The sequence below is a fragment of the Treponema sp. Marseille-Q4130 genome (assembly GCF_014334325.1).
Lineage (GTDB): Bacteria > Spirochaetota > Spirochaetia > Treponematales > Treponemataceae > Treponema_D.
This window is the reverse complement of the sequence record NZ_JACSET010000011.1, coordinates 38,758-55,020: the sequence shown is the minus strand read 5'-3', so window position 1 is coordinate 55,020 and position 16,263 is coordinate 38,758. Positions and strand designations below refer to the sequence as shown.

Genomic DNA, 16,263 nt, shown 5'->3' with positions numbered 1-16,263 from the left:
GAACGGGATTATCGATTATGCAGAAAAAACGCAAACCTGATTTTTCAAAACCGCTCGAAAAAAAGCGCTCGGAATCGCTCGCGCAAAAAGCAACGGATGAAAAGCGCGACAAGCTGTTTGCAAACTGCCCCGTCGTTGTCATCGCAGGACGTCCGAACGTCGGCAAGTCTACGCTCTTCAACCGCTTTATGAAAAAAAATATCGCGATCACCGATCCGACTCCGGGCGTTACTCGCGATCCCGTCGAAGGTACGGCGCTCATCGCCGGAAAACCCGTTCGCCTCATCGACACGGGCGGTTATAAGCTCGAACGAAAAACGGGTACGCAGGAAGCCGCCCTCGACGAACTCGTCGTAAACCGTTCGCTCGATGCGATACGGAAGGCCGATTTGATTTTGCTCGTCTTCGATGCCGAAGAACTTACCGCCGAAGACGAAGAGCTCATCGGAGAAATGCGTCCGTATCGGGACAAAGTCATCGCTGTCGTCAATAAAACGGAAGGCGGACGCAACAGAGAACAGGCTTACGATTACGCAAGATTCGGCTTCGGCGATTTGATTTTCATTTCGGCCGAACACGGCGATCACATTCCCGAACTTTCGGATGCAATCGTTTCGCGCCTCGATTTTTCGTCCGTCGTCGAAACCGACAAAACACCGGTCATACGCATCGCGATCATGGGAAAACCGAACACCGGAAAATCGACGCTCGCAAACCGCTTGACGCATTCCGACGCGTCGATCGTCAGCGATTACGCCGGCACGACGCGCGATGTCGTCGAAGGAGCTTTTTCGTACGGAGGAGCCGATTTTCAAGTGCTCGATACCGCCGGCATCCGAAGAAAGACGAAGGTAAAAGAAAACGTCGAATACTATTCCGTAAACCGCGCGATCAAAACGCTCGACGAATGCGACGTCGTCATATTGATGATCGATGCGCAGGACGGATTGGACGAGCAGGTAAAAAAATTGTGCGCGCTCGCACACGAACGCGGACGCGGCATCGTCTTCGCGCTCAATAAATGGGACACGCAGGAAAAGGGGCGCACGGCTTTTCGCAAAGCGGCGGAAAACATCCGCATCATGTTCGGTCACATGGAATACGCGCCGACCGTCGCGCTTTCCGCCCTCGAAGGCAAGGGCATCAAGGATTTGCTGAATACGGTGCTTGAACTCTACGCTCAGCTTACGCGAAAAGTCGAAACGTCGGTGCTGAACGCGGCGCTCAAAGATTGGCTCTTTCAATACCCGCCGCCCGCAGCGAAAACCGCGCATTTTAAAGTACGTTATATGACGCAGACCGGCGTCAATCCCGTGTCGTTTTTGATCTTTGCGACAAAGCCCGAATCGGTACCGCAGACGTATATCGCCTATCTCAAAAACAGAATCCGCGAAGATTTGGGATTTAATAAAATTCCCGTGCAGCTCGAACTGAAAGCGAGCCGGCAAAAATGGGAAGACCGCGTCAATCAACAACCCCGCCCCAAGCGTCGGGGCACAGTGCTCAGTGTTTCGCACTGTGTGTTCTCATAAGGTGGTTGCAGTCGGATTTAATACCCTTTATTACGACGCAAGCGTCGGGGTATTAAATCCTCCGCACGAATAAAAACTGACGGAGAGACAAGTGGCATCGTATTCGATCGGCGACGTAGAAGAGATCACGGGCGTAAAAGCCCACGTGCTTCGCTATTGGGAAAGCGTGATACCCGGATTCGCCCCGCAAAAAAATATGGCGGGACACCGCGTGTATTCGCAGCGCGAAATCGATATCATCCTTCGGCTGAAATACCTTATCAATATTAAAAAATTTACGATCGAAGGTGCGCGGAGTCAAATCATCGAAGATGCGAATCGCCTCGAAGACGACGCGGATACGCTGCACGCGATCCACGACTTGCGCACCGATTTGACCGACATCTACCTTACGATGAGGAAATACCGAAAGCATGAATCGAACTGACGGCACAAAGCGCTACGGAAAATTTATTAAAAAAAATACCGCGGCAAAAAATGCCGAAACGCGCGCGATGATCGACGGCGCTTCCGCGGTAAAACGGAAAGTTCCGCGGATATATGATGCGCCTGCCCAAGCGAAACCGAAGTCTACTCCCGCGTGGCAAAACTCCGGTATTTCGCAATCGATACAACGCACATCGCCGAAAACCAAAGCGGCGTACCGCACGGCCGGCGCGGCAATTTTGAAACGGCGCAGCATGTTTTCCGCCGATGCGATCCCGCCCGACGCACGAAATGTCATCGACGAATTCGACAAGATATTGCAAAGCGTATTTCCCGCAAACGGCAGGCAGCTCGCCTCTCTTCCGAAACATATAAACGCGCTTTCGCACGCGCTCACCGACGAACGGGGCGAACGGAGAAAAGGCTATATGAATGCGCCCGAAACGCTTTCCGCATACGTTCGCTATTTTTCGTGGTGGAACATAGTCCGCTTTACGCGCCTCTTTGCAAACTTTGAAAAAGACGCGTTCGCGCTTTCTGACGGGGACGCCTGCCTCGATGTCGGAAGCGGCCCGCTCACCGCCGTCATCTCGCTGTGGCTTTCCCGCCCCAAACTGCGGAACAAAAAACTTACGTGGTACTGCATGGACATATCGCAGGCATCCCTCGCGCTCGGAGAAAACCTCTACCTTTCGATCGCAGCCCGCGTCCCTCCTTCCGATAAAAACGCGGCCCCTCATTGGAATATCGTGCGCGTAAAAGGAGAACTCGGAGAACCGCTACGGCAAAAAGCCTCTCTCATCGTCTGTGCCGACATGCTGAACGAACTGCGCGAAACCGATGCGCGGAGCGACGAAATACGCGCAAAACAGTACGCCTCATCGCTCCTCTCCTATGCGGCAAAAAAATGCGCCCTGCTCGTCATCGAACCGGGAGTGCCGTCCGCCGCACGCATTATCAGCTTGATGCGCGATACGCTGCTTAAAAAAAATATGACGATCGTTTCGCCCTGTCCGCACGCGGGCGCATGCCCGATGAACGGATACCGCGCGCATACGGGAAGCGCGTCGAAGTGGTGCAACTTCGCCTTTTCGACGGAGGACGCGCCTCCCTCGCTTTTGAAACTTTCGAAAGACGCAAAGCTTCCGAAAACGAGAGCCGTCGTAAGTTTTCTCTTTGCCCGAAACGCTTTCGAAAAAGGAAATGCAAAAGCGGCAAGCGCCGAATTTCCGATCCGCATCGTAAGCGACACCATCACTCTTCCCGGCCGCGCTTCGGGACACTACGCGTGCAGTCCGCTCGGATTGACGCTCGCAGTTCCCGCATCCGGTATCACCCTTTTTTCGGGCGATCGTATTGCAGCCGGCAAGATCGGCGATCCGGCACGACTTTCGAAAGACGAAAAAACCGGCGCCGCCGTCATCACCGTGTGAGAACCTCACACGAAAATCGATTTTTATCCAAAAGACCGATATCGGATTTTCAAAAAATAATATCGTCTAATAGCAAATAATTAAAAGTGATAAATTCCCCGTACAATCCCGCATCGAAGAGCGGACAAGCAACGCGCGTCCTTTACTCCACTTCGCTCAATTCCGCACCGAAGCGGATGCTCCGCTCGGTTTGCATCGAATCGAACGCGATGCCGTAACAGCCGGCTTTTTTGTTTACCGAAATGACGGTGCCGTCACCGAAGATCGGATGGCGTACGCGTGTGCCTTCTTCGTACGGAGTGCCGATCCGTTTGAGCTGCGCTTCACTGTAATCGATGAGCGTTTTCGTCTGCACGACAAGCGATTCGTCGAGTTCTTTTTCAAGCGTGAGGTTTTCAAGTCCCGCATCGAAAATAAAACGCGACGGCTGTTTAAAAAGGTTGTCGTTCGCCGTCCCTTCCGCATCCGACAAAAAGAGCGTATCTTTCGCACGTGTCATCGCAACATACGCGATCCTCCGTTCCTCTTCCATATCGTCGAGCGAGAGCGTTTTACGCGACGGGAACACGCCTTCATTCAGACCGCAGACAAACACATACGGGAACTCCATGCCCTTTGCCGCGTGGATCGTCATGAGTTTGACGTTGCTTCGATTTTCTTCTCTGTCCAAATCGGTAAAGAGCGCAATGTGCGCGAGAAAGTCTTCCAGGTTCGCGTCGTCGTCCTGTCCCGCTTTTTCCACCGCACGGCGAAATTCGGCAACGTTGTCGAGCCTGTCCTGATCGTTTTGCAGACGCAAGTACGCTTCGTAGCCCGACCTGTCCATAACCGCCTGCAGCAGCGTACCGAGCGGAAGGGCGGTATACGATGCGCGAAGCGTTTCTATCGCTTCGACGTATGCGCGCGCTCCGGTGCCTGCAAAAAGCGGCGTATCGATATTTTTTTTAAGTTCGTCGTAGAACGCCGTACCGTTTTGTTCGGCAAGAGTCCGCAGCGCATCTATTTTCGCTTTGCCGATTTTCCTCGACGGCATATTGACCGTGCGCAAAAACGCGACGTCGTCACCGGACGTGATCATGCGAAGGTAGCACACGATATCTTTGATTTCCCTGCGGCTGTAAAATTCTATACCGCTGTAAAATTTATAGGGTACGCGCTTATCGATAAACGTTTCTTCGATCGCACGGGAAAGATAGTGCGCGCGATATAAGACCGCGATGTCGCCGTAGGCTGCGCCGCGTTTTGCAAGCTCATCGATTTTATTAAAAATCCAAAGCGCTTCTTCGCCTTCGCTCTTGCAATGGCAAAAAATCGGTTTGGTGCCCGCCGCCTTTTCCGCCCTAAGCGTCTTTTGATAACGCACGGTATTTTTTGCGATCAGCGTATCGGCCGTCTTGATGATTTCCGGCGTCGAGCGGTAATTTTTCGAAAGCAAAAACGTTTTCGCATCGGGATAAGTTTTATCGAAATCGAAAAAGAGTTTTACGTGCGAGCCGCGCCACGAATAAATCGTTTGATCGGGATCGCCGACGATGTAGAGGTTTCCGTGCTTTGCGGAAAGTATCTGTGCGATTTTGTACTGCTTTTTGCTCACGTCCTGAAATTCGTCGACCATGACGTACTGCATGCGTGTCTGCCATTTTTCACGCACGGCGGAAAAATGTTCGAGGATATACGTCGTAAAATTTATTAAATCGTTGAAGTCGAGACCGAAGATTTTTTTCTGCTCGTAGATATAGCGTGCAAAAATTTCATCGCGGCGGTCTTTGATAAAATTGAAACGTTCGCGGAGCTGTTCGTTGTTCATGCGGTAGATATCGTCGATATACGTATCGGCGCGCATTTTTTTCGCTTCGAGCACTTCGTCGATCGCACTTTGCACCGTCATCTCCCGCATCGTAATGTGCATATCGGAAAAGATGCGCAGCAGAATATCGCGCTCGTCTTCCGTATCCATGATGACGAAATTTTTCGGGTAGTTTAAAACGCTGATATCCTCTTTGAGCAGCTGAACGCAAAACGCGTGGAACGTGCAGATATATCCCAAATCGATGTCGCCGAGCCGCTTACGCACGCGCTGTTTCATTTCGTTCGCGGCGCGGTTCGTAAAAGTCGCGCACAAAATATTGCCCGGAGCGATGCCCGCTTCGTCGACGAGGTAGCAGTAGCGCGACGTCAGCGCTCTCGTTTTGCCCGTACCCGCTCCCGCGATGACGCGCACGCGCCCTTCCGTCTGCATGACGGATGCCTTCTGTTCGTCGTTGAGCGATAAAAGAATCGATTCCATACTGTCGGTATGCAGTCTAAATCAAAAGCGCTCACGTGACAACAGGATGACCTCGTCTTTCCATAGCAGATGATATTTTCTATAGGCATCAAAGCGTACGGGGCGTTGCGGGGTGTCCCCGCAGAGGGGGCAGCGAACGACCGTATGAACGGAGCAAACGGAAAACGGCGGGTTTTACGTTTGCGGAGAGATACGGGCGGGAGCGAGGGGGAGACTTCCCCCCCTCTTAATAAAAATTTACTCCGGATAATTTCTCCGCAAAGAGCCCTCTCACCCTGCAATCGCGCGCACGTGCGTGACGTTTTCCATTGCGGAAAGTTTTGCAAGCGTATCGTCGCTCACATTGCCTTCGACGTCGATGATATTGTAGGCGATGTTGCCGCTGTTTTGGTTTATCATACCCGCGATGTTGAGTTCGGCTTCACCCAAAATCGTCGAAAACTTCGATACCATGCCGGGAATGTTTTTGTTCGAAATACAAAGTCGCGTACCGCCTGAGGGAATTTCGTTTTCGGTGACGATTTTCGGAAAGTTTACCGAATTGGAGATGGTGCCCCGCTCGAGAAATTCGCGGAGTTCCGCGACTGCCATGACGGCGCAGTTTTCTTCGGCTTCGGGCGTCGATGCGCCGAGGTGCGGAAAACAGATGACTCTCGGATCGGCAAGCAGTTCTTCCGCGGCAAAATCGGTGACGAACATGGAAACCTTTCCGTTTGCAATCGCCTGAAGCATATCGGCATTGTTGACAAGTCCTCCGCGTGCAAAGTTTACGATGCGCACGCCGGTTTTCATCGCGTTCAATCTGTCGGCGTTGATAAAGCCTTTCGTATCGTTTGTCTGCGGCATGTGGATCGTGATGTAGTCCGATTTTGAAAGCAGCGCGTCGAGGGTTTCCGCCTGTCTGATGTGCGTGTCGAGCTGCCACGCGTGTTTGACGGAGATAAACGGATCGTACCCGATAACGGTCATCCCCAAACCGACGGCCGCGTTTGCAACGATGGCTCCGACGGCGCCGAGACCGATGACGCCGAGCGTTTTGCCCTGCAGTTCGGGCCCGACGAATTGGGATTTGCCTTTTTCCGCAAGGTCGGGGATCGCATCGCCTTTGCCTGCAAGACTTTTTACCCACTCGGCGGCGGCGATCGCGGGGCGGTTTGCGATGAGCATACCGAGTATGACGAGTTCTTTTACCGCGTTCGCGTTCGCACCGGGCGTATTGAACACGACGATGCCGCGCTCGGTCAACTCCTGCACGGGAATATTGTTGACGCCCGCTCCCGCTCGTGCGACGGCTTTTACCGTATCGGGAATCGTCATACCGTGCATGTCTTGAGAGCGCACGAGGATGGCGTCGGGATCGTTGATCGAAGATGCGATTTCGTAATCGTCGCGGGGAAATCGTTCAAGCCCCGCAGAGGATATTTTGTTGAGCGTTTGAATTTTAAACATATTGGCTCCCGTAAATTATTAATTATTAATATGGATGCCGTGTTTCGAAAGCCGTATCAAAACGATATGCTTTCGGCGGGCATTCGTCCGCTTAAAAATTTTCAGCGGCAAACTTATCCATAAATTCGATAAGACGTTCGACGCCTTCGAGCGGCATGGCGTTGTATATGGACGCGCGCATACCGCCGACGGTACGGTGCCCCGCAAGGTTTACGAGCCCCGCTTTCGCCGCTTCGGCTGTGAATTTTTTGTTGATCGCGTCGGCCTTCGCTTCGTCTTCCTCTTTTGTCAAAAACGGCACGTTCATGATCGAGCGGCTGTCTTTGTCGGCGGTTGCACGGTAGACGGTGTTCGAATCGAGGTAGTCGTATAGGCGCTCGGCCTTTGCATAATTGCGCGCTTTCATGCCTTCCGCTCCGCCGTTTTTTTCTATCCAATGAAGCACTTTACCGACGACGTAGATCGCATAGCACGGCGGCGTATTGTACAGCGAATCTTCGTCGGTGTGCGTTTTATACGTGAGCATCGTCGGCGTACCTTTTTGCGGAGAATCGGTGATGAGGTCGTCCCTGATGATGACGAGCGTAACGCCCGCAGGCCCGAGATTTTTTTGCGCGCCTGCAAAAACGAGACCGAAAGCGCTCACGTCGAGCGGCTCGGACAGGATGCACGAAGAGATATCGGCGACGAGCGGAATGCTGCCCGTATCGGGAATATAATTCCAGTGCGTGCCCTTGATCGTATTGTTGAGGCAGATATACGCGTAATCGTAATCGCCCGTGATTTTATCGATTTTCGGGATATAGCAAAAATTGCGGTCTTTCGACGACGCGGCGACATCGACTGAAACGTATTTTTTCGCTTCTTTGATCGCTTTACCCGACCACACGCCGGTATCGACGTAGACCGCTTTGCCCGAACGTATGCCGAGGTTCTGCGGCACCATTGCAAACTGAGTCGAACCGCCGCCCTGCAAAAACACGATTTTGTAGTTGTCGGGCACGCGCATGAGTTTTCGCACCATAGCTTCCGCGTCCTCAATGATCGGCTTAAATGCCGACGAACGATGGCTCATCTCCATAACCGACTGCCCCGTGCCTTTGTAATCGAGCATTTCATCGGCACAGTCTTTCAACACTTCTTCCGGCAAACACGAGGGTCCCGCCGAAAAATTGTACACACGTCCCATAGTTGGCTCCCTATAAAAACTTTTGCAGGAAGTTAGAGCCTGCGGCTCGTTCTGCAAAGAACCGATTCTATATGTCCGCTTTCACGGACTTCGAATCAACTTCCGAAAAAGTTCTTAGCCGTGCGCACAAGCGCACACGCTAGATAGTCGAGTTTGCAAAATAGGTATATCAATATTCATATGATTGTTATCGAAACAATACGCATACACGTCTTTTGCAAACATCCAATCAAACTCGAGATAAGAACGCTGCGATTTCGAGCAATGCGCAGAAATCGCGAGTGTCTCACATAAAAGAAAAACGCTTTGCGTTTTTCGGCTTCAGACCTTAGCGACGGCGACATTTCAGACGGCGCTTTTTATCGTACCTCCTATATTTTCGATAATTCGCGTTATTGATCCGCGAACATTGTAAGCAGCTCTGAGAGCCGGTTGCCAACATTATTTTAAACCGCAAACCGGCTCGACCGGTTTGTCGGTAATCTGAAATGCATATTATACGATTCTATAAAATAGATTTTAATTTATTTGATAATAATTCCTTACGCTTAATATAGAACTCATCAAAATTTTTTTGCGTTAAATCAACATCAGGTATTAAATGAGCCTCATAGAATTGTTTTCTATTATTTGTTTGTTTTAATTCTTCCTCGACCCATTTATCTAATGCTTTTTTTCCTTTAGATTCATTTTCATTTGCATCAAGCATTTGCAGATTAACTATTGAATTATACATCCGATAAGGATATTTTTCTTGTAATTCTTGTGATAATTCGTCATATCGGTCATCAGGGTGCATATGGTCTTTATGGAAATTATTATTTTTGTAATCCAAGTTAGGATATAACATTGCAAGAATTGAAAAACAATATTTGTTATCCTTTTGGGTAGACAGAAGCTCATCAATAAAATCATCATCTAGTGTTGTAAGATGACGTTTAATTTTCTCCAATATTTCATCTGCAGGGAATAATGTAATTGTATCTTCAATGAAATTCTCCTCTATATTTTCTGTAAATGCTTTTCTTGCAGAAGATAAAGTTGAATCTGAATGACTACCAAACCCTTGTCTAAGTAAAACTGAAAACAACCATTTTTTTATTATTTTTCGATTATCTTCATACATTTTTGCGGTCGTAAAGTTGCCATAAATATTTTTATGATATGTATAATATAAAATTGGTAATGTAGCATTGTTAGAAGTTAATGTATAGCTATCCAACCCATAGCTACGTAGTAAATCAAACAAAGAATCCACAGAATCTCTTATTCCTTTCCAATTGTCTTCCAATAATTTACAGAAACTTTTTGAAAAACTATTTATTGAAGATTTTATCATTTTATGATAAAGAAATAAGAAAGCTTTTAATACATAATCAATATTAATAGAAAAGCCTTTGTTATTAACTCTATCAACAAGTTCTATAATTTCAGTTCTTGCATCAGTTTTCCAATTTGCAACCATTAAAGAGAACATAATATCAGAAAATGAAAGATAAGTTCCTCCAGAGTTAATTCTGGTAAAGATATTTACCGCTTTATCGGGATTCTGTTCATCTTCTTCATAGTAATTTATATTAAACTCATTAAATATTGATTTTTCTAATACGCGTAACATTTTTTTGCTGTCTTTTGAAATGTTATTATCTTCACAGAAATCATCTAAATCATATTGCCCAAGGTGTAAATCAAGAATCTTTCCTACTCTGAACCATATATTGTTATTTATGTCAACATATAAATCTTTACTTTCAGTGATAGCAACTTTTTCAAAACAAAACAAATATTTCCTGTCAGCTTCTTCATCTGTATTTGTTTTTGTAATACACAGATAAAGTTTTCTTTCAGGAAATGAATTTGGATTATTTTCCCATGATTTATGATATTCATGATAAGCATAACTACCACACAATCCTAGGTATAATGATGTAAGTCTTTGTTGCCCATCAAGAATAGCATAAAAATCTTTAGAAATTTGTTTCTTCAATTCATTATGTGTATTGTAAACTTCTATATATCTATTTAAAAAATTATAGAAATTAAAATCTGTGACAGTATTTCCTTTTACTTTCCAAAAAAGCATGGAATTAATTGGATAACCTTGCATTAAAGAATCAAAAAATCTCTCAATTTGTTCTGTTGTCCAAACAAATTCTCGTTGAAAGGCTGGCAGTAAGTAATCTTTATTTTCAATATTAGTTATTGCCTGATAAATTGTTATGGGAGATTGAAATCCAGCCATTTTTTATTTCCTCCTTTTTTCAGTCTAGGGGCTGTCCGCCTATCATTATTTTAAACCTCAAGCAGTTTGACTGCCTGTCGGCCTTGAAAACTGCGTTATACATTCTTTTGCAAATTTTTTTTCATAATTTTGTAAATACACAAACCTACAAACTTTTTGTGTAATCATAAAGATTTCCAATATCGCCGGTAATTTTTTGTTTTATCAGTTCGAAAGGATAAATTAATTTGCCGTTTTTTACGAGTTGCGGAATTAAATCTTTTGTGAAATTCCATTTATAGTGCTTTTTGTTACATAAAATTTCACCATAAAAACTTCCCAGTTTCATAAGTAAATCATTATCAGCAAGTATATCTTCGGTTCTATATATACCCCTTTTTTTCTCAATATAATCGTCAAGTGTTGTGATAGAATTTAGCGTGCCTAATCTCCACTCTTCACCGGTTTGCATAAACTCAACCATTAATTCGGCAGCTTTATCTAAGGCTTGTTGTCTCGGTTTGGATTTTCCGCTTCGTTTTTTAGCTTTCATAATTTGTCCAAAAATAATCAAATAAAAGAAAATCGCTATAATTGTAAGCGCACTTATTATTATTACGTCATTAAAAAAATCATTCATTTCTTAACCACACAAAATCTATTTAACCGTATTAACAAGCATCGAACGTCGCGTTTCTTTTTACTTCCTCCGCTTCCAGCGCGATTCCCGAACCCCGGGCGGAAAGCGTTCGGAGCAACGTCACGGGCGATGCATTTTCCACCGCAGCCGATACGGTCGATCTCAGCACGGCATCGGTGTAATTGACGATGCCGCGTATGCCGCACGCTACAAGACGCCCAGCCAAAGGGGCGGCGTCTTCGTTTTTCGCCGCGAGAATCGCATATTCGATGCGTTCCGAAGCGACGACCGTTTCGATCCGCGATGCCGGATAGAGCGGAAACGCCGATCGGAGGATTTCCGTCCGGTTTACGTTCGGATCGAAGCCCGCGACGATTTTATAACCCGTGCCGTCGAATATCGCTTCGTCGAGGAGGGCGGCGCCGAGCCTGCCCAAACCGACAATGCAGCACTTCTTTTCGCTCGATGCGGGAGCGATTTCGAAAAAACGCAAAATCGCATCGCAGAGGCGGCGCACGTCGTAGCCGTTTGAAACGCCGCCGCAAAAACCGATCGACGCTATGTCGTGCCTGATGAGCGCCGTGCTCCAATGCGTGAGATAAGCGAGCTCGACCGACGTGATGCGCGCGGTATCCGTGCGCGAAAGCAGTTCGGCCAAGAGCACGAGCCGCCGCTTCGACGGTTCGGAAACGCGCTTTTGCGGCGCGGACAGCATTTCGTTCATCGCAATCCTCCCGATAGTAGCGGATGTACGGTTTTCCGGTCAACGGAAAATTCGGCATTTTCCATCGATTCGAAGCCGAAAAATCGAAAAAAATCGGAAAATCCGCATTTACTGTGAAATTTTTAACAGTAATTAAGAAAAAAGTAAAGGTGAGCGCGGTAGAGGTAAAGGAAGGCGTTTCGGAAACGACAAAATATGTGACGGTGTAAAAGGCAAAAAAGGATAGCGGATATGATGTATGAAAACAAAAAAGCGGGAGCGTACAGAATGCCGCCCCCGCTTTACAGAATATTGTCCGAGCGATGCTTTTTAAGCTTGCGTTTAATTCAGATTGCTGCCTTCAAACTTCAATGTGTAAGATTGAGCCGCGCCGCTGTCTATGCTTATGTCCGCAGTCATCGTACCGCCGAAGGAAACGGTTATATTCGGTATAACAACGGAAATAAAATCTTCTGAACCGGTGAGCGTTATCGGTGTTCCTTCAGCGAATGATCACAGTATTTCGCTTCCAGTGCTTCATCAGCTAAAAGTCGCTTAATGATGCCGTCAGTTGCTTCAATCTCTTGTTTATTCAATTTTTTATAATCGGACTTAAAACTCTTCGTGATCCGTAATTCGTATGTCATTCCGTCATTGCCGCCTTAAACGCTTCAAACGAATCATACGTTTCATACTCTCCCTGCTCAAGTTCCGCAATGGCCGTATCAAGCCCGTTCTTTTGTGATTTGTATTCCAGAAATTCCATAAAGTCGTATAATTCCTGAAAACACGTTTCCGGCAATGTCTTTAATTTTTCTTCCAGCTTTGTTAACGGCATAGCACTGTCTCCTACGTATTAAATCTATCCCGTTTCTTCGTCTTTTTCAAGCAATATCGGCAACTCTATTCCGGTATCAAATGATACCAAAATAGAGTGAATACAAAAGTGTAATCAATAAAAAATGGTATCATTTGATACCGATTTTCAAGCAGCACCAAAGGATATAGCCCGAGATCGTCATGCCGTTTTTCTTCGCAAGCTTTTTAATTTTTTCCCGTTCCGCGACACTGCACGACACGCTGAATATGGCTCTCTGTTCATCGTTGTTAACTCTTTTATCGTTTGCCTTTTTCATATTTTACAGTATACACCTAATTTATAGATAAATCAATAAAATATTGCAAAAATATATAAAAATATATAAATAATAATCCCCTGCAATCTGTTCGTTTTCGCTGTTTTATCCGATATGTAATAATAAGAGTATTGTGAGGAAACAGTATGAAAATAGCATTAACCTAAGGACAAAAGCTAAAAAAACAAATTTATGCAAAGTGTATCGCAAAAAATATGAAAACACTCCAAGCGGCTATCATGCTCGGTGTTACTCAACGGACAGTACAACTAAACATCAATCGGTATAAAGCTCTCGGAGATAAAATCTTCATACACGGCAACACCGGAAAAATTCATCACGATGAGAACATCGAACAGCGGAAAAAGATCGTTACCGATATTTTTTTGAACACGCGGATCGACGGTGAAAACCCGTTTGAAAATATAACCTATCCGCTGTTTACCCGTCTCTTGCATGAAATCTATAACATCGCTTGCAGTAAAGGATGGGTAGGTAAACTTTTACGTGCCATCGGTTATACCTCTCCAAAACTCCGGAAACCGGCAAAAATATGCGAACATCTGTATCGAGAGAGAAAAAAGTATGCCGGTGAACTCGTTCAATATCGTATAATTGCATCTTCATTTTTCTTGTCAAGCTCCATCCTTTTCCGCACAATGCACCCTGTCTTCAAACAGTAGCAAAAATTATTAATCGGTCGAAAGCCGAGTTTGACCTAATTATTAATTTTATTCGTGCGGAGGGTTTAATACCCCGACGCTGGCGTCGTAACAAAGGGTATTAAAGGCGATTGCAACCACCTTATGAGAACACACAGTGCGAAACATTGAGCACTGTGCCCCGACGCTTGCGTCAGGATTGTTGATTTCGAGCGGCGAGACCTGCGGCTTTCGTAAATATTTTTTCCATGTATTGCGCTTCGCCTTCCGAAAGCGCTGCGCGCGACAGTAGCGCCCGCCAGAACTTTTCCATATCGCGCCTGCCCGTCACGCTGAAAAATCCGATTTTTTGCAAATTGTCCGCGATGACCGAAACGGTTTCATCGATGCGTGAAAGCGGTAGCGGCGTATAGCCCGTTATGCCGCTTCTCTTTTCCCGAAACAGGGCATAGCAGATCATCTGAACGGCGTGGGAAAGATTGAGAGAAGCGAAGTGTTCGCTTGACGGTATAGCAACACCGAGCGTGCATTCGGAAAGTTCTTCATCGGTAAGTCCCGTGCGCTCGTTTCCGAACACCGCCGCAACGGTGCCCTGTGCGTCTGAGATATCGGCCGCTTTTACGGCGAATTCTTCCGGCAGTAAAAGTTTACCTTTTCTGTTTTTGCCGCGCCGTCGCGTCGTACCTGCCGAAAGCGTACAATCAGATGTCGCCTCGGTGATCGAATGAAAAAAGCGTGCGCCATCCCAAATATCCGCCGCATGGAGCGCAAGCGTGCGTACCGCCGCATCATCATAATCGCTTTTTTTGCCGACGATGCGGAGATCGGCGATATCGTTGTTTGCCAACGCTCTGCACGCGCTCCCGATATTGCGGCTTTCTTCGGGACGCACAAGAACGATACATATTTTCCGTAAATCCATAAAATATCCTATTTCATATAAAGGCGAAGGACAAGGAAACGCTGTCGGCGAAACCTCAGTCAGCTTCGCGCGTCAGCGTAAACGTGCGGCCTTCGGCCGAATAGCACGCGTCGGGTGCAATCCGCACGGGCGCGAGTTCTAGCGTATGGTAGTCGGTTTGAACTTCGGCGGCACGGCGGGAAGCAGCGGGGATCGTTACGCTTTTAAAACGCATTTCATACGCGCTTGAAAGCAGCGGAGAGTTCAGAGACGATCGAAATTGTACGACGTGTTTGCCCGCGACGGCGCCGGTCACATAGATGCCTTCATCGTATGCATTGTCGCCGGAAACGGTATACGTCGTTTTTCCGAATTTGATAACGAGACCGTTGTCGGTTTTCCATTCGGGCCATTTTGCGAAGATTGTTTCGTATTCGTCTTGCTGCCGGCTTTCGGACGCAAAGGACGCGAACGCCGTCATTTTGCGGTAACTGCCGTCCCACAAATTATTTTCTTTAATAATCATGCGCACGTCGTCGATAATGTGAATACGCACTTCATCGATGCCCGCAAGCGAAATATCGCAGCGGCGCTGCATATTCGTAATCGATTTGTTCGTCGTCGTAATGTAAATACCGCTTCTGCGCAGGTTGCTGTCTTCCCACGCGTACACTTCTTCGGTATCGTCGTAGAGGAAAATCACTTCTTTTTGCGCGTGATCGAAAAAGAGATAGCGTATGCCGTCCTGCGAAGACGACGTCTTGTACCACAGTCCGTCGAGAAAATCGGCAAAGGTTTCAACGGTACCGTCCTGAATGCGCGCGAGTTCGCGTGCGGCGACCCTGCTTCCCGTGACGCGTACTTGCCGCGTTTCGACGTACTTTTGTTCCCTTTCGTTCCAGCGATATTCGGTTTGGATTTGGCTCAAATTCGCATTTTCACCATCGCCGGAATCCTTTGCGGAACTGTATACCCACACCGGAAAGCTCTCTCCGCGCGATTGCGAAAGCTCGTACGACATCGAACGGTCGTCCTGCTGAATAAAAATCGTGCCGTCGGATTCGAAATCACCGATCTGTACGAGTTCGATTTTATTGCGCTCTTTGCGCATCATATAGATCGCCAAAACGCTCGTACCGTCGTCTTTGACGCCTTGATACACGAGAGCGTTTTGATGTTCGCCGAGCATGTCGATACCGGTATAGGAAAAGGTACGCGTGCGGGAAATCTCCGTCGCGATTTCCGCCGTGCGAAGGTATGCGTTCCGTTCGGTATCGTAGATGCCGACAATGAGCACGAGACCGGGTACGCCTTCTTTGCGGACGGCGACGACCTGATCTTCTTTCATATCGTTATTCAAATCGATGGACAAGGTGCTGGTGAGCGTTTCATTGAGCGAAAGCGGTACGAACGAAGTCATAGCTTCGTTGTTGGACGAAACGGCATCGGTCGACGATTGATTTTCGGCTTCACCCGGAGCGACAGGCGTTACGATGCGCGCACGCGGAAGACGCTCGGACGATTCTCCGATAAAGACGCGGGCGACGAAAATCAGCGCAATGACGAAAGCCGCGATCATAAAAATCACGGGGATCGCTTTGTTGAGTTTTCCGTTTTTCGATTTTGTACCGCGTCGGGCGGACGGAGCGGGTTTTGATGCCATAAGGCTACTATACAAAAAAAG

General features: G+C 47.5%; 16 protein-coding genes. 5 read left to right on the top strand and 11 right to left on the bottom strand.

Features of this window, described 5'->3' with window-relative positions:
- Window positions 1-17: 17 nt before the first annotated feature.
- From der to H9I36_RS11025, 3 genes are all read left to right on the top strand, one after another.
- Window positions 18-1,532: a ribosome biogenesis GTPase Der gene (gene der / locus H9I36_RS11035; protein WP_187385408.1), complete on the top strand. Its 1,515-nt coding sequence runs from the start codon at window positions 18-20 to the stop codon at window positions 1,530-1,532.
- Between the two features lie 91 nt (window positions 1,533-1,623).
- Window positions 1,624-1,959 carry a MerR family transcriptional regulator gene (locus tag H9I36_RS11030; protein WP_016521687.1) on the top strand — a complete coding sequence of 112 codons (336 nt, stop codon included), beginning with the start codon at window positions 1,624-1,626 and terminating at the stop codon, window positions 1,957-1,959.
- Window positions 1,946-3,391 (top strand): small ribosomal subunit Rsm22 family protein, encoded by a 1,446-nt coding sequence (locus H9I36_RS11025; protein WP_255422739.1) that lies wholly within the window; start codon window positions 1,946-1,948, stop codon window positions 3,389-3,391. The genes H9I36_RS11030 and H9I36_RS11025 overlap by 14 nt, the downstream gene beginning before the upstream one ends.
- A 142-nt stretch (window positions 3,392-3,533) precedes the next feature.
- Here the strand turns inward: H9I36_RS11025 and H9I36_RS11020 are convergent, their stop codons facing one another.
- From H9I36_RS11020 to H9I36_RS10995, 6 genes are all read right to left on the bottom strand, one after another.
- Window positions 3,534-5,678: an ATP-dependent helicase gene (locus H9I36_RS11020; protein ID WP_187385407.1), complete on the bottom strand. Its 2,145-nt coding sequence runs from the start codon at window positions 5,676-5,678 to the stop codon at window positions 3,534-3,536.
- A gap of 270 nt (window positions 5,679-5,948) precedes the next feature.
- Entirely contained in the window at window positions 5,949-7,127 is a 1,179-nt protein-coding gene (locus tag H9I36_RS11015) for a phosphoglycerate dehydrogenase (RefSeq protein WP_187385406.1), read from the bottom strand.
- Window positions 7,128-7,218: 91 nt separating this feature from the next.
- Complete coding sequence (serC, locus tag H9I36_RS11010) at window positions 7,219-8,316, bottom strand: 3-phosphoserine/phosphohydroxythreonine transaminase (protein ID WP_187385405.1); 1,098 nt, start codon at window positions 8,314-8,316, stop codon at window positions 7,219-7,221.
- A gap of 505 nt (window positions 8,317-8,821) precedes the next feature.
- Window positions 8,822-10,558, bottom strand: coding sequence for a DUF262 domain-containing protein (locus H9I36_RS11005; RefSeq protein ID WP_187385404.1), 1,737 nt, complete (start codon window positions 10,556-10,558; stop codon window positions 8,822-8,824).
- Window positions 10,559-10,703: 145 nt separating this feature from the next.
- Window positions 10,704-11,177: a hypothetical protein gene (locus H9I36_RS11000; protein WP_187385403.1), complete on the bottom strand. Its 474-nt coding sequence runs from the start codon at window positions 11,175-11,177 to the stop codon at window positions 10,704-10,706.
- Window positions 11,178-11,208: 31 nt separating this feature from the next.
- Window positions 11,209-11,901 carry a CoA-binding protein gene (locus tag H9I36_RS10995; RefSeq protein WP_187385402.1) on the bottom strand — a complete coding sequence of 231 codons (693 nt, stop codon included), beginning with the start codon at window positions 11,899-11,901 and terminating at the stop codon, window positions 11,209-11,211.
- 23 nt (window positions 11,902-11,924) lie between these two features.
- Between H9I36_RS10995 and H9I36_RS10990 the strand changes: the two genes are divergently transcribed.
- Window positions 11,925-12,110 carry a hypothetical protein gene (locus tag H9I36_RS10990; protein WP_187385401.1) on the top strand — a complete coding sequence of 62 codons (186 nt, stop codon included), beginning with the start codon at window positions 11,925-11,927 and terminating at the stop codon, window positions 12,108-12,110.
- 258 nt (window positions 12,111-12,368) lie between these two features.
- On the opposite strand, the gene H9I36_RS13075 is transcribed toward H9I36_RS10990, so the two are convergent.
- The 3 genes from H9I36_RS13075 to H9I36_RS10975 form a co-directional block, all read right to left on the bottom strand.
- Window positions 12,369-12,527, bottom strand: coding sequence for a type II toxin-antitoxin system YafQ family toxin (locus tag H9I36_RS13075; protein WP_187385400.1), 159 nt, complete (start codon window positions 12,525-12,527; stop codon window positions 12,369-12,371).
- Window positions 12,524-12,718 carry a DUF2281 domain-containing protein gene (locus H9I36_RS10980; protein WP_187385399.1) on the bottom strand — a complete coding sequence of 65 codons (195 nt, stop codon included), beginning with the start codon at window positions 12,716-12,718 and terminating at the stop codon, window positions 12,524-12,526. Before H9I36_RS10980 ends, H9I36_RS13075 begins: the two co-directional genes overlap by 4 nt.
- 130 nt (window positions 12,719-12,848) lie before the next feature.
- Complete coding sequence (locus tag H9I36_RS10975; RefSeq protein WP_187385398.1) at window positions 12,849-13,016, bottom strand: plasmid mobilization protein; 168 nt, start codon at window positions 13,014-13,016, stop codon at window positions 12,849-12,851.
- A 215-nt stretch (window positions 13,017-13,231) separates the two neighbouring features.
- Here H9I36_RS10975 and H9I36_RS10970 point away from each other — a divergent pair, with 215 nt between their 5' ends.
- Entirely contained in the window at window positions 13,232-13,699 is a 468-nt protein-coding gene (locus tag H9I36_RS10970; protein WP_187385397.1) for a hypothetical protein, read from the top strand.
- A gap of 172 nt (window positions 13,700-13,871) precedes the next feature.
- Here H9I36_RS10970 and H9I36_RS10965 read toward each other — a convergent pair whose 3' ends face one another.
- Entirely contained in the window at window positions 13,872-14,600 is a 729-nt protein-coding gene (locus H9I36_RS10965; RefSeq protein WP_187385396.1) for an RNA methyltransferase, read from the bottom strand.
- A gap of 55 nt (window positions 14,601-14,655) precedes the next feature.
- Window positions 14,656-16,242: a pallilysin-related adhesin gene (locus H9I36_RS10960; RefSeq protein ID WP_187385395.1), complete on the bottom strand. Its 1,587-nt coding sequence runs from the start codon at window positions 16,240-16,242 to the stop codon at window positions 14,656-14,658.
- Window positions 16,243-16,263 lie beyond the last annotated feature (21 nt).

Excerpts from the sequence above, each read along its gene's own strand:
- der (WP_187385408.1), top strand. The coding sequence starts at position 18 with ATGCAGAAAAAACGCAAACCTGATTTTTCAAAACCGCTCGAAAAAAAG.
- H9I36_RS11025 (WP_255422739.1), top strand. The coding sequence starts at position 1,946 with ATGAATCGAACTGACGGCACAAAGCGCTACGGAAAATTTATTAAAAAA.
- H9I36_RS11020 (WP_187385407.1), bottom strand. The coding sequence starts at position 5,678 with ATGGAATCGATTCTTTTATCGCTCAACGACGAACAGAAGGCATCCGTC.
- H9I36_RS11015 (WP_187385406.1), bottom strand. The coding sequence starts at position 7,127 with ATGTTTAAAATTCAAACGCTCAACAAAATATCCTCTGCGGGGCTTGAA.
- serC (WP_187385405.1), bottom strand. The coding sequence starts at position 8,316 with ATGGGACGTGTGTACAATTTTTCGGCGGGACCCTCGTGTTTGCCGGAA.
- H9I36_RS11005 (WP_187385404.1), bottom strand. The coding sequence starts at position 10,558 with ATGGCTGGATTTCAATCTCCCATAACAATTTATCAGGCAATAACTAAT.
- H9I36_RS11000 (WP_187385403.1), bottom strand. The coding sequence starts at position 11,177 with ATGAATGATTTTTTTAATGACGTAATAATAATAAGTGCGCTTACAATT.
- H9I36_RS10995 (WP_187385402.1), bottom strand. The coding sequence starts at position 11,901 with ATGAACGAAATGCTGTCCGCGCCGCAAAAGCGCGTTTCCGAACCGTCG.
- H9I36_RS10990 (WP_187385401.1), top strand. The coding sequence starts at position 11,925 with ATGTACGGTTTTCCGGTCAACGGAAAATTCGGCATTTTCCATCGATTC.
- H9I36_RS13075 (WP_187385400.1), bottom strand. The coding sequence starts at position 12,527 with ATGACATACGAATTACGGATCACGAAGAGTTTTAAGTCCGATTATAAA.
- H9I36_RS10980 (WP_187385399.1), bottom strand. The coding sequence starts at position 12,718 with ATGCCGTTAACAAAGCTGGAAGAAAAATTAAAGACATTGCCGGAAACG.
- H9I36_RS10975 (WP_187385398.1), bottom strand. The coding sequence starts at position 13,016 with ATGAAAAAGGCAAACGATAAAAGAGTTAACAACGATGAACAGAGAGCC.
- H9I36_RS10970 (WP_187385397.1), top strand. The coding sequence starts at position 13,232 with ATGAAAACACTCCAAGCGGCTATCATGCTCGGTGTTACTCAACGGACA.
- H9I36_RS10965 (WP_187385396.1), bottom strand. The coding sequence starts at position 14,600 with ATGGATTTACGGAAAATATGTATCGTTCTTGTGCGTCCCGAAGAAAGC.
- H9I36_RS10960 (WP_187385395.1), bottom strand. The coding sequence starts at position 16,242 with ATGGCATCAAAACCCGCTCCGTCCGCCCGACGCGGTACAAAATCGAAA.